The 12,162-nt window shown below is 63.8% G+C and carries 13 protein-coding genes, 1 pseudogene and 1 riboswitch; of the genes and pseudogenes, 5 read left to right on the forward strand and 9 right to left on the reverse strand.

The window, feature by feature from the left end:
• Positions 1-49 precede the first annotated feature (49 nt).
• The gene (locus HHL13_RS19155; protein ID WP_169557528.1) at positions 50-865 is read left to right on the forward strand and encodes a hypothetical protein; all 816 of its coding nucleotides are present in this window, start codon (positions 50-52) and stop codon (positions 863-865) included.
• On the opposite strand, the gene HHL13_RS19160 is transcribed toward HHL13_RS19155, so the two are convergent.
• Positions 862-1,530, reverse strand: coding sequence for a spermidine synthase (locus HHL13_RS19160; RefSeq protein WP_169557529.1), 669 nt, complete (start codon positions 1,528-1,530; stop codon positions 862-864). The two genes, HHL13_RS19155 and HHL13_RS19160, sit on opposite strands and share 4 nt — an antisense overlap.
• 61 nt (positions 1,531-1,591) lie before the next feature.
• Between HHL13_RS19160 and HHL13_RS19165 the strand changes: the two genes are divergently transcribed.
• Positions 1,592-1,975 carry a hypothetical protein gene (locus HHL13_RS19165; protein ID WP_169557530.1) on the forward strand — a complete coding sequence of 128 codons (384 nt, stop codon included), beginning with the start codon at positions 1,592-1,594 and terminating at the stop codon, positions 1,973-1,975.
• Positions 1,976-2,015: 40 nt separating this feature from the next.
• On the opposite strand, the pseudogene HHL13_RS19170 reads toward HHL13_RS19165, so the two are convergent.
• Positions 2,016-2,639, reverse strand: a pseudogene (locus HHL13_RS19170) (ATP-binding protein); the annotation flags it as partial.
• Between the two features lie 72 nt (positions 2,640-2,711).
• Here HHL13_RS19170 and HHL13_RS22615 point away from each other — a divergent pair.
• The gene (locus HHL13_RS22615; RefSeq protein ID WP_240953900.1) at positions 2,712-3,224 is read left to right on the forward strand and encodes a hypothetical protein; all 513 of its coding nucleotides are present in this window, start codon (positions 2,712-2,714) and stop codon (positions 3,222-3,224) included.
• A gap of 520 nt (positions 3,225-3,744) precedes the next feature.
• Here the strand turns inward: HHL13_RS22615 and HHL13_RS19175 are convergent.
• Positions 3,745-3,909 carry a hypothetical protein gene (locus tag HHL13_RS19175; RefSeq protein WP_169557020.1) on the reverse strand — a complete coding sequence of 55 codons (165 nt, stop codon included), beginning with the start codon at positions 3,907-3,909 and terminating at the stop codon, positions 3,745-3,747.
• A 19-nt stretch (positions 3,910-3,928) separates the two neighbouring features.
• Here HHL13_RS19175 and HHL13_RS19180 point away from each other — a divergent pair, with 19 nt between their 5' ends.
• Positions 3,929-4,720: a DUF3800 domain-containing protein gene (locus tag HHL13_RS19180; RefSeq protein ID WP_169557532.1), complete on the forward strand. Its 792-nt coding sequence runs from the start codon at positions 3,929-3,931 to the stop codon at positions 4,718-4,720.
• 92 nt (positions 4,721-4,812) lie between these two features.
• On the opposite strand, the gene HHL13_RS19185 is transcribed toward HHL13_RS19180, so the two are convergent.
• The 3 genes from HHL13_RS19185 to HHL13_RS19195 all read right to left on the reverse strand — a co-directional run bounded on the left by HHL13_RS19185 (position 4,813) and on the right by HHL13_RS19195 (position 8,223).
• The gene (locus tag HHL13_RS19185; protein WP_240953901.1) at positions 4,813-5,793 is read right to left on the reverse strand and encodes an IS1595 family transposase; all 981 of its coding nucleotides are present in this window, start codon (positions 5,791-5,793) and stop codon (positions 4,813-4,815) included.
• Positions 5,794-5,916: 123 nt separating this feature from the next.
• On the reverse strand, positions 5,917-6,390 hold the full coding sequence (locus tag HHL13_RS19190; RefSeq protein ID WP_169557533.1) for an NUDIX domain-containing protein: 474 nt from the start codon (positions 6,388-6,390) through the stop codon (positions 5,917-5,919).
• 231 nt (positions 6,391-6,621) lie between these two features.
• Positions 6,622-8,223 (reverse strand): family 43 glycosylhydrolase, encoded by a 1,602-nt coding sequence (locus HHL13_RS19195; RefSeq protein ID WP_169557534.1) that lies wholly within the window; start codon positions 8,221-8,223, stop codon positions 6,622-6,624.
• Positions 8,224-8,331: 108 nt separating this feature from the next.
• A riboswitch (ZMP/ZTP riboswitch) is annotated at positions 8,332-8,411 on the forward strand.
• A gap of 18 nt (positions 8,412-8,429) precedes the next feature.
• On the opposite strand from HHL13_RS19195, the gene HHL13_RS19200 reads away from it, so the two are divergent.
• Positions 8,430-9,125, forward strand: coding sequence for a DJ-1/PfpI family protein (locus HHL13_RS19200; RefSeq protein ID WP_169557535.1), 696 nt, complete (start codon positions 8,430-8,432; stop codon positions 9,123-9,125).
• Here the strand turns inward: HHL13_RS19200 and HHL13_RS19205 are convergent.
• The 3 genes from HHL13_RS19205 to HHL13_RS19215 form a co-directional block, all read right to left on the reverse strand.
• Positions 9,122-10,129: an SO2930 family diheme c-type cytochrome gene (locus tag HHL13_RS19205; RefSeq protein WP_169557536.1), complete on the reverse strand. Its 1,008-nt coding sequence runs from the start codon at positions 10,127-10,129 to the stop codon at positions 9,122-9,124. The genes HHL13_RS19200 and HHL13_RS19205 overlap by 4 nt on opposite strands.
• Complete coding sequence (locus tag HHL13_RS19210; RefSeq protein ID WP_169557537.1) at positions 10,126-11,319, reverse strand: parallel beta-helix domain-containing protein; 1,194 nt, start codon at positions 11,317-11,319, stop codon at positions 10,126-10,128. Before HHL13_RS19210 ends, HHL13_RS19205 begins: the two co-directional genes overlap by 4 nt.
• 220 nt (positions 11,320-11,539) lie before the next feature.
• A complete protein-coding gene (locus HHL13_RS19215) occupies positions 11,540-12,016 on the reverse strand; it encodes a hemerythrin domain-containing protein (protein WP_169557538.1) in 477 nt (158 codons plus the stop codon).
• Positions 12,017-12,162 lie beyond the last annotated feature (146 nt).

The following is a 12,162-nucleotide window of genomic DNA, read 5'->3' on the forward strand; positions in this document are numbered from 1 at the left end:
CAGAAATAAGATCGTGAAGTTCCTGCACGTCCGGGAAGGGAGTTCACACATGCGTCTCGTCACCGCCGCACTCGCGGCCAGCTTGCTCACGCCCGTCGCAGCTCATGCGCAAAGCGAGCAGGCCACGCTCCAGGCCCGCATCAAGTCGATCCTCGAAGGCATCCGCGCGCCGATGTACAACGGTCCGAACGTCATGCCCGGTTTCACGCTGACGTTTCATGTCAACGGCAGCGATTGCCAGACCCTGATCGAAATCGCCGAGCCCACCAACACGCGCAACGGCGCCCTCTATCCCGCCATGTTCTTCCCGTACGACATCGCCTGGGGCAAGGTCACCGAAGTGCGCAGCCTGCGCGACGCCACCAGCGTTCAGATCGTCGCCTCGAATCTCTCCAAACCGACAGCGTCGCTCTACGGCGGCGGCCGCGGCAGCGAACTGGCCACCACGATGCGCCGCCTCGCCCAGATCTGCGGCGGCCTCCGGCCAGTCCCTGTACCCACGCCAAGCCCAACGCCGATACCCACCCCGGCGCCCGCGCCACGGCCGGCGAGCGGCTTCACCCCTCAACTGGTCGTCGACGCCTTCAAGGGCCGCAACCTCCCGAGTGGCTGGACGCTGCGCTATTCCCGCTTCGAAGCCGGCGTCTATGTCTTCACCTTCGACGCCGATCTGCGCATCAATCCGCGCAGCGAGCTCAGCGCGCCCGGTCCCAGCCTGTTCCACCTCTGGGCCTGTTTCAACGGCAAGGTCTGGGACTATGTGAACAGCGGCACGAAGATCCGCTCCGAAACCCGCTTCATCAGCGCCACCGGCACCCGCGTCGAAGCCGGACCGGTGATCCAGCGCTGCGGCTCCGGCCGCTAACGCTTCACCCCAAACCAGATCACGTGCCGCGGCCCCTTGCCGTTGCTCCGCGCCCGCACGCCGACTTCCTCCACCGCGAAGTCGGCATCCTTCATCCGCCGCGCGAACTTCGCATCGGGCGCGGCAGACCACACCGCCAGGATCCCGCCCGGCGTCAGCGCCATCCGCGCCGCTTCCAGCCCGCGCATCCCGTACAGCCCGTCATTGCCCGGCCGGGTGAGGCCATCCGGCCCATTGTCCACGTCGAGCAGGATTGCGTCATAGCTCGCCCGTCCGCGCCGGATCACCGCACCGACATCGTCGATGTCCACCGCGACGCGAGGATCGTCGAGGCACCCCGCTGTCAGTTCGACCATCGGCCCCTTGGCCCATTCGATGATCTTGGGCACCAGCTCTGCCACGGTCACCCGCGCATCCTTGCCCAGCACCCCCAGCGCCGCGCGCAGGGTAAAGCCCATCCCGTAACCGCCGATCAGCAGATGCGGCGCCTTCTCGCCCAGCCGCTCGATCGTCATCACCGCCAGCGCTTCCTCCGAACCGCTCATCCGGCTGTTCATAAGCTCGTTGCGCTCGAGCACGATCATGTGATCGCTCCCGCGGCGAAACAGCCGCAGCGGCTCGCCGCCCGGCACGTCGGCGGTATCGATCAGTTCGCGCGGGGTCATCGGCTGCTCCTCTTCCGCACGCCCCTACACCCGTCGCCGCTTCCCATGCTAGGCTCGCGCCATGAAGCTCCTCCTCGCACTCGCCTCGCCCCTGCTCCTCCAGACCACGACGGGCGCGGCATGGGACATCGCTCCACGCTGGGATTGCTGGGCAACCCATCTGCGCATCTGCAACGGTCCCGGCGATTGCGAGGTCAGCGACAATGCCGCCCGCTTCCGCGTCGATTTCACCACCAACCGGATGTTCATCGGCAAGGATACGAAAGACCCGCTCGCCAGCGAGACGATCGAAGTCCGCTATTACTGGGACGGCGGCAGCTTCGGCACCGGCTCGACCAAGCTCGGGCTGAACAGCGGCGACGTCCTCTCGATCGCGGACAAACCCAAAGCCGGCACCACCCGCTATCCGATGATCGTCAGCCGCGCCGCCCCCGATCAGCAATAACTCTTCTACGGCGCCTGCACGCCGCAGACATGACGCGCGCTCACAACGCCCTCACCGCCGCGCGGGTCTTCTTCCCGACCATCAGCGCGCTCAGCGCCCATACCAGCGCATCCGCCCGATCGGGCGACCGCCCCGGTCCTTCATAGCCGCCGCCCATCACCAGCCCGCACAGTTCGTCCTCCAGCTCGGACCATGCGCCGACATGCTTCACGCGGCCCGCTTCGTAGAGCAGGGAGACAGGCTCGGCCCGCACGCTCTTGCCCCGGGTCGCGCTCACCAGCTTCACCGGCAAACCCGCATCCGCCGCGCGCAGCGTCGAAGCCACCATGTCGCCGCCCTGGTTCTTCTCGGCCACCACCCGGTCCGCGCCATGCCTGGCGGCGCATGCCGCCACCGCCCTCGCCCAGCCTTCGGGCGTCATCCCCCGCACGCTGGCGTCCTCGATCACATAGCCGCGCTCGTCACGGCCCAGCCCAACCGCCACGATCCCGCACGCATCGCCATCGGCGCTAACCGGCGGATCGACTCCGATCACGACGCGCACCAGCTCGGGCGGCGCCGCCACCCGGCACGCCTCGATCGTCTCGCGGGTCCATAGCGCGCCCGCAACATCGTCGATCATTTCGCCGTCCAGCTCCTGCCGCCCCAGCCGCGTGCCGCCATACTCGGCGATCATCGCTTCGACGAGGCGTATGTGTAGTTTACACACCCAAGCATCCGCGCATATATCGCGGGCATGGATTTGCTCGACAGGTTCTTCGCGCAGTTGAACGCCATCCAGTCGGTCTGGATGCCCTTCCTTGTGGCGATGTTCGTTGCCTGCTTCGCAATCTGGAAAGCGATGGACTGGCGGTATAACGGCATCATTGCCCGCCTTCGAGAAGACATCACCTATCTGGAACGCGCGATAAGCCGAGAGGCGAAGCATCCCCCGGTCCATGAACCGACGCCGACCCCAGCATTATCAGCCCGCGCAACGACTCAAATTCCGTCGCCTGAGCGCGTCTATTTGCCCGGCAGCGTGACCATCGAGTTCATGGCCAAGCTACGTACCGAGCTAACAGGCGCTCAGGCCGACAAGATACTGAGCACCTACGTGGGCAAATGGCTTCGGGTTAAGGGACCGTTTCCAAAACAGGCTTGGCGGAGGGGGAAGCCTACGTTGCGCTTGACCCTGATAGGACCAAGCCCGCGAGACAATGGCTATCCGAACAAGCCACCCTTTGGTTCGTCTCTCAGCATGACGTGATTGAGGCGCTTGCAAGAGGTGACGAAATCGAAGCGTTGGGCGAGATCGAAAATATCAGCGACCTAGGCTTCATCTTGATTCGTTGCGAGATCATCACTCATACAGCAGCACCGCCACCGCGCCCCAAAGCCCGCACGCGAAAGACCCTACCAAAAGCGCCGTGAGTAGCCAGTATTCCAGCGGTTCAATGCGAGGACGCTTCACGCTCCATCCAAAGCGGAGCAAATCCTACATTGCGAGTCCAAAACGCGCGGCAGTAAATTCGCCCCGCGCTTGAGAACGCCGGAAGGCTCGGGGATACTCGGGCCTTCTTGCTGAATCAGGTTACCGTCCGCTTCCTGAGAAGGGCGAATGCGCCCCAAATCACGGCCAGCTGGAAAACTATAAGAGGTGGCCAGAAAACATTGATCGCGGTGAACGCGGTGAGAACGAGAGCGACTGTTAACAGCGCTTGCGGAGCCACGATTCTGGAAACGACCATGATCATCGCAATGGCGCACTGATATAGAGCGACGCCCATCTACTCGGTTGCATCTGCGGGCTTCTCCACCGGCTTTTGCTTCGCGATCTTCGCCAACCGCTCCTTGAAGCGCTCCGGGTCGTCGTCAGTCTCAAGCTCGCGGGCGGCCTGCTTGAACTTGTCGAGTTGACTCTGTTCCATCTGGTCTGTCTTTTTGTCAGTCATGGCACGACCTCAATATAGCATGTTTATCGACGATACCGGCGATGTGACAAACAGCACAACGAATGATGCGCAAAATAGATATGCCAGCATCACCGGTGTCATCATTGACCGAACGTATCTTGAGAAGACATTTGAGCCGAGCTTCCAGACCATTGTGAAAAGGCACTTCGGCGAAAATGAGGATGGAACGCCCGTCATTCTTCATCGGCGCAAGATGATTTCTCCACCCCAGTTGGGGCCGTTCGCGTGCCTGAGAGATCAAGCGAAGCGCGATGCCTGGGATAGGGCCTGCCTCGATATGATGACCCGCGCCGCCTACACCGTTGTGACTGTTTGTTTGGATAAGGTGGCCTTCTACTACCACCACCCGAAAGCCACGCTGGATGTGTACCAAACGCTAATCCAGAATGCAGTCGAGCGATATTTCTATTTTTTGCGTGCCAACGGTACAGGCGACGTTGTCGTCGAGGCGCAAAATGCTGGCACTGACTTGGCGATCAAGACACGATTCCGGGCGGTGATCGAGAACGGGTCCGAGCACATTTCGGCCGATAAATTGCAGGCGGTTTTTACGTCAAAAGAAATCAATATCGAGCCAAAAAGCGCGGGTTATCCCGGCCTGCAATTCGCGGATTTGATCGCGCGACCCGCCTTTGCGCATTGCCGAGCCGTCTATGCGAACGACACAAGCGACCTAACAGCGTTCGCGCGGCAGATCGCTCCAATTTTGGAAAATTATAAGTTCTATCGGAGCAAAGAGGGGAAGCCAGATGGCTATGGCCGGATATGGCGACCGACCCTAAAACGCTAAACGGCCCCTGATTCAGGAGCCGTCCAAGCATGCTGGCTTGTGCCTCCGGTCGAACCGGATTGGGATATAGATGATTCGTTATGCGTCAGAAGTCAACGCTTCTGACGCATAAAATCCATGAGGTACTGCCTGCCCTCAGCGAGCGGCTTGAGCGGCGCCAGAGCGTTGCGCGCCCGCTGGCGATCATCAACGCCGTTGGCGATCCGGTTGTTATAGCGGAACTCGAACTCAGCCAGATAGCGGTGAAGGTGCTGCTCGCCGCAATGCTGATACACGCCTTTCATGCCGCGCTTGAAAATCGAAAACGCGCCTTCAACGGTGTTCGTGTGGATCGTGCGGTCGCTGTAATCGACGTACTGGCGCGCGCCGTGAAGCGTGGTGCCATGCTCAGCGAACGACTTGCCGATGCGCTGATACATGCGGGCTTCGTCCGTCATGAGGCGGGCCTCGCGGCTGATGTTCTGCAGCACGATCGGGTGGACCTCATCGGCGCGGAAGCGGTCGAACGTGAAGGTCTTCATGGTGCGGGTTTCGCGGTCCACGAGGGCGAGGACGCCCATCTTGTGAGCCGTGCCAGCGCGGGCCTTCTGGACGCCGTGGCGCAGGCCGAAATAGGTTTCGTCCACTTCCACAGCGCCACCGCCCGAACCGAACGGGATATCCAGATCGCCGGAGCGCATCGCCTCACGGATGCGGTGAGCGAGGAACCACGCCGACTTGTACTGGACCTCCAGAACGCGGCTTAGCTGGTGAGCGGAAATGCCCTTCTTGCTGCTCACCATGAGGTGAACGGCCTGAAGCATCTTGTGCAGCGGCATGCGGGCATGCTCGAACACGGTGCCCACCTTCACGGTGAACTGCGCGCGGCACTCGCCGCACTTCTTGAGGCCGTGACGGACAGCGCCTTCCGGGTTCTTCTTGCTCGGCTTCGAACGGACGCCGCCTAGATCATAGACCCGGCCACCGACCACGCCACAATGCGGGCACGTCACCCCACCGGCCCAGACAACGCTCTCAAGAAAAGCGAAAGCCTTGGCTTCGTCGTGGAAGTGCGGGGAAGAAAGAACCGACATGGTGAAACGCTCCGTTGATGCTCTCTATATGCATCATCCGGATGGGTTTGTAAACTACATAAACGCGCGATATGTGCCAGATCAGCGTTACGATGTCAAGTTAAAATCACCGATCTGGTTAAGTTACCAAATCCCGCCGCCCGTTGCGCCCGCGCGATACTCTGCGATCCGTCGCCCGGTCGCGGGCGAAACCCCCTCGGGCAGTGCATCCAGCGCGAACCAGCCCACTTCGGCGATCTCCAGCGCGTCGGCCTTCGCCAGCGCCGCTTCGCCACCCTCGGCCAGGCGCACGACGAAGATCACGATGTGATCGTCCTTATATTCGCGCCGGCTGTGATAGACGCCCAGCACCCGCTCGACCGCGAAGGTCTCGATCGCCACTTCCTCGCGCAGTTCGCGCGCCAGCGCGGCTTCGAACCCCTCGCCCTTCTTCACGCCTCCGCCGGGAAAGGCCCATCCCGCCGCGAAGGTATGCCGCACCAGCGCCACGCGCCCCTGCGCATCCAGCACCATCGCCCGCACGCCCAGCGTTCGCGGCCGCGTGACAAACCACCACGCCCGCGCCGCCTTGCCGACCAACCTGTGCGCCAACGCCATGCGATCCTCCTCAGGCGATCAGGCTAGGTCGCTGCGTCCCTCAAGTCACCATCCGCGATGCGGGCGTCCCGGTTCGCTTGGCGGCGCACTTTTCCCGAACTCATCGCCCCGGATGCAATCGATACTTCTACCCGCGCGGCATTTGGCTGTGCTCCGGCGAAGACCGGTGCACAGCTTGTTCCTCTGCGTCCTCTGCGCCTCTGCGCGAAAGTCTCTTCGGCGCCGTCGCGCCTAAAGCGCCCGAAAGCTGAAATTCCGGAACCGCGCCTTCCCCGTCCCCGCCGAATACAGCCCCGGCCGCAGCATCAGGAACCCGCCACGCACATTGTGGTGATAGCCGGAGACTTCCATCCCCCGGTCGAACCGCCGCCACGTCGCCCCCCCATCGCTCGACGTATCGTAAGTCACGATGTGCCGATCGTTGGTCACCCGCATCCGCATCTGTTTCCCATGCGGATTGGCCGGTCGCCCGCGCTCGATGCCGTACTGGTGCGTCACGAAGCGCTTCGCATCGAACCCCAGCCCGCAATAAAGCTGCTTGTCGTAGAACAGCACCAGCCCAGCGACGCCGCCTTCCTCGATCTCGATGTCGCATTCGAACCGGTACGCCTGGTCCCCTGCGATCAGCAGCAGCGGCGATGAATCGACCGGCGCCTTGCCGCTCGCTTCGAGGATCAGCGTGTTGCTCTCCACCCGCGCGCGTTTGGCCTCATCAGGCCGCGGCTGGAAAAAATTCCACTTCCGCCCCAGATCCAGCGTCGCGAAATCGTCGGACAGCTTCATCCCGTGGGTCACCGCCGTCCCACCCTTGGGCTTGGCGATGGGCTTGGACAGGTCGCCGCCCTTCATCCGGAACCAGCCATCCTTGGTCCACTCGACCGGATCGAGCAGCGCCTGCCGCCCCAGTGTCCAATATCCGTTCTCGAAGCCGTGATAGACCGACCACCAGCTCCCGTCCGGCCCCTCGACCAACGTCGCATGCCCGCGCGACCACCATTTCTCGCGAATATCGGTCGTCCTCACGATCGGGTTGGCGGGGCAATCCTCCCACGGTCCGTGGATCGATTTCGATCGCGCCGCGATCACCATATGCCCGGTCGGCGGCCCGGCGGTCCCGCCCACCGCCGTGATCAGGTAGAAATAGCCGCCATGCCGCAGGATCTTCGGCCCTTCGGGGCTGAACCCTTCCACGATCCAGTCGCTCGGATAGCGCCACGGATCATAGACATGCTCGACTTCGCCAACGGTCTTGAGGCCATCGTCGGAAAGCCGGATCCGGTCGCCGCCCGACAGGAACAGCCAGCGCGACCCGTCCTCGCCCACTGCATGGCCCGGATCGATATGGTTCGGCAGCACCAGATCGATCGGCTCGCTCCACGGCCCCTCGATCCTGTCCGCCCACAGCACATAGCTGGTATTGGGCGAGGCCTTCACCGGCACGTAGAGATAATAACGGCTGCCGACCTTGCAGAGCTCGGGCGCCCAGACCGATCCGATATTCTTCGTCAGCGCCGCGGTCACCGGCGTCCAGTTCACCAGATCGCGGGAATGCCAGATCACCAGACCCGGGTAGGAATCGAAGGTCGAGAAGGTCATGTAATAATCCGCGCCATCCTTCAGGATCGTCGGATCGGGATGGTCCCCGGCCATCAGCGGATTGAGGAACTTGCCGTTGCCCAGATCGGCGATGCGCTGATTGTCGAACCCGCGCTTCCAGTCGGGCGCCGTTGCCGCCGGAGCAGCCTCGGCTACCCCGGGGACCGCCAAAGCCGGGATCGTCAGCGCCGGCGCCGCCAGTCCCGCCAAAGCCTCGCGCCGCGTCAGTTCGCTCACATGCCTCTCCCTGATACTCGTCACTGCGTTTGTTAGCGCTATCGTATGACACCGGTTACTTGCTTGTCAAAAAGCCGATGCGCAGCGATGCGCGATACGCTATGATCGCGCCAACCGCGTGACTGGCGACTGAGATGGAGCACCATCGGGGAGCGCGGGGCCGACGCCGCATCGCCTGGGCATCTCTCGCAACCGAGGAGTCCCGCATGCCCGAACCCCAGCCGCTCCACATCGCATTCCTGCTGTTCCCCAACGTCACCCAGCTCGATCTGACCGGCCCGGCGCAGGTCCTTTCCCGCCTCGGCAACGCCAGGCTCGATCTCGTCGCGAAGACCCGCGATCCGGTCGATACCGACGCTCAGTTCCAGCTCCTGCCCACCGCGACCTTCGCCGATGTCCCGCACACCGACATCCTCTGCGTCCCCGGCGGCTTCGGCGTCGTGCCCGCGATGGAGGATCCCGAAACCCTCGCCTGGCTGCGACGGGTCGGCGCGGACGCGACCTGGGTCACCAGCGTCTGCACCGGCTCGCTCCTCCTCGCCGCCGCCGGGCTGCTCAAAGGCTACAAGTCCGCCTGCCACTGGGCCTCACGCGAGCAGCTCGCCTTTTTCGGCGTCGAGCCGGTCGCCGAACGAGTCGTTTTCGACCGCAATCGCGTCTCGGGCGGCGGCGTCACCGCCGGCATCGATTTCGCGCTCGCCCTCACCGCCGCGATCCGTGGCGAAGCGCACGCGAAGTTCGTCCAGCTCAGCCTCGAATATGATCCGGCCCCGCCCTTCGACAGCGGCTCCCCCGAACGCGCCAGCCCGGAAACCCTCGCGCAGTACAAGGCGATGGTCGAACGCTTCGCTCCCGGCCGCGTCGAGCAGGTCCGCGCCATCGCCGAGCGCCTGAAGGACTAGCTGGCGGGCATCCCGTCGATCCACTCGCGCAACAACGCCGCCCCTTCGGCATGCACCGTGGCGCGGCCCAGTTCGGGCATAGCGATGCCCGGATCGGTGCTTTCCAGCCGATAGATCAGGATCGACTTGTCCGCCTGCCCCGGCGCAATCGCGAACTCATGCCCCCCGCTCCCGCGCCCCGCCGCCACCGGCCGCTTGCGCAGTCCGATTGCATTGGCATCCGTCCGCCACAGCTCCAGAAACAGCCCCGAATTGGAAGCCGCGCCCTTGGGATTATGACAATGCGCGCAGTTGATCTCCAGATACGCCCGCGCTCGCGCGTCGATCGGCGCCTTGGCATCGTTCCACCGCGCCACCCGCGGCGCATCCTTCGGCGCCTGGTCGAGCAACCCGCCCGCCACCAGCCGCTGCAATTGGCCTCCATGATTCAGATAGCGCGCCTTGGGCCCGATCGGCGTGATCGTACCGCCCAGCGCATGGCAATCCTTGCACTGGTTCTGGTTCGGCACCGCATAGCTGATCGATCGCACCGCGCCCGAAGGATCGGTAAACGTCACCGGCACCCGCGTCCCCGCGCGCTTCAGCTCGGCATCGCTGCCCTCGGCATTCCACACATAGGGGATCGCCACCCAGCCCCCGGCCCGGCGCAGCAGCAACCGCGTCTCGACCGCCTTGAACGCGCCACCCTGCCGATACCCAAAGGTCTTGATCAGCGCCGACCCCACCGGAAAGTCGAACACGCCCTCGGCATCATATTTCGCGACAGCGCCGCCCGGCACATAGATGAACCGCTGCTTCTCGGCATAGTCGGAGAACAACGCCGTCTCGAGATCGTACCCGATCACCCGCGCCACCGGCGTCCGCGCCTTCAGGTCGCTGAAAAACCCATAGTCGGACAGTTTCGCCGGATAGCCCGCTCCGGTGATCGCCGCATCGTTGACCCCGCCGGGCCGCCCCAGCGTCACCGCCCCGAACAGCAGCAGCGCCGCCGCCAGCAGCTTCATTTGGCCGCCGCCTCCATCGCCGCCGGCAGCACCACCGCCGCGCGCTGCGGCACGTCCGGCCCGTCCAGCGTCACCGGTGCCGGCTTGGCCTTTTCCGGCCCCTCGCCCAGCGCCAGCCCCATGCCGAGCACCGGCACGCCGTCACTTACCCGCAGTCCCAGATCCTTGCCCGTCCCGTCCCACATCACCGGCGGAATGCTCCCGCCAAACGCTGCGGCCAGCTGGTCCCCGCCCGGCAGCTGCGGCGCAAAGCCGGCTCTGCCGTGCCGGTTGCCCGAAACGATGATCTGGCGCGGATAGGGATCGTATTTCGTGTCGGTGAAGCTGTCGCGATAGGCGATCACCATCACATTGCTCGTCGCATTGCCCGACAGGTCGTTGTCGAACACCCAGACATGGTCGTTGGCCATGATCAGCACGCCCGTACCCGTCCGCACCGTCGCCACGATATTCCCCGGCGGCGCGAAGTTCGGCGTGTCGTTGTCGACCACCTTGTTCCTGTACACCCGCACATCGCCGCCATTGCCCTTGGGCAGGCTCGGCAAGTCGAACACCAGAATCCCGCCGGTATTGTGCGTCGCCAGATTGCCATAGACATCGGCGTTGCGGCTGTTCTCGATCTCGATCCCCGCAACATTGTGCGTCACGGTCGAGTTGCGCACGATGATCGTATCGGACTGGCCGACATAGATGCCCGCATCCGACGCGCCGATCACGGTCACGCCATCGACCAGGATATTGCTGCTCTCCACCGGATAGACGCCATAGGCGCCATTGGTCGCCTTGGGCCCGCCGGTCCATTCGACGCGAATGTCCTTATAAACGATCCGGTCCGCGCCCTTCGACTTGATCCCGTCGCCGCGCGTATCCTCCACCGCAAAGCCGCGCAGCACCACATCGTCGGAGGTCACCAGCAAGCCTTCGCCCGCACCCATCTGCCCCTTGAAGCTGAGCACCGTCTTGCCAGTCCCGGCACCCACAATCGTCACCCGATCCACATCGAGGCTGAGGCCATCGGTCAGTTCGAACCGCCCCGCGCCGATCTTCACCACATCGCCCGGCTCGGCTTCGATCAGCGCCGCCTGCAACCGCTCCTGCGCATTCGGCCCAGCCTCGACCACGATATCCCGCGCCACGGCAGGCACGGCGATCAGCGTCACGGCGGCAATCGCGGCGGCAAATCTAAGCATCACTCTCTCCCGGCTTTTTCGGGGAGCTTAACGATGCCGGGACGAATTAACAGGGGTGTAAGTTGGCGGCATGATTCCTCCCCCAGCTCGCTGGGGAGGTGGCAGCGCGCAGCGCTGACGGAGGGGCCGCCGCGCAGACGGCGGTTGCACCGCCGCTCCTCCACCGCCCGCTTTGCGGGCGGCCCCCTCCCCGAGACAAGCTCGGGGAGGATCGACACACTTATTCCCGCTCGTCCCCCGGCGTCGCCTCTTCCGCCAGCGCCAGCTCCTTCGGCTTGCGCTTCTCGAAAATCGCCGCCAGCCGATCTTCCTGCTCCGCGCTCAATTCCTTCGACGCGGCCGGGAACATCTCTTCCTCCTCCTCATCGATATGATGCTCGTAGCGGTGGCGCAGCTCCTTGAACTTCTTTTCCCAAGCGTCGCTGCCGAACTTCAGGTCGATCAGTTCGCCGAAATAATCGTCGATCTCCTTATGCTCGGACACCGAATGCCGCGCCTCGTCGCGCAGCTCGGGATTGGCAAGCATCGTGGCGTAGAGCGATTCCTCCTCGGCCGCGGCATGGGCGGTCACTTCGATCCGCAGAGCCTCGAACAGCGCTTCGCGGTCCTCGGTCTTCTTGTCCGCCAGCCTTTTCAGCATCTCGCGATGCCGGTCGTGATCGGCCTTCAGGTCTTCGAAAATGCGTGCGTCGGCCATGAAACCCTCCTGATTCCAAAACCGAACCTGCGAACCCCGCCGAGGTTTCCGATGCGAACGACTCTCAGCGTCTCCATCGACTCACCGAACGAGCCGCCATCCCAAAATGCTTATCCGTTTCGACAAATAGCTGTGCTCCGGCGAAG

This window comes from Sphingomonas sp. G-3-2-10 (assembly GCF_012927115.1).
Taxonomy (GTDB): Bacteria; Pseudomonadota; Alphaproteobacteria; order Sphingomonadales; family Sphingomonadaceae; genus Sphingomonas.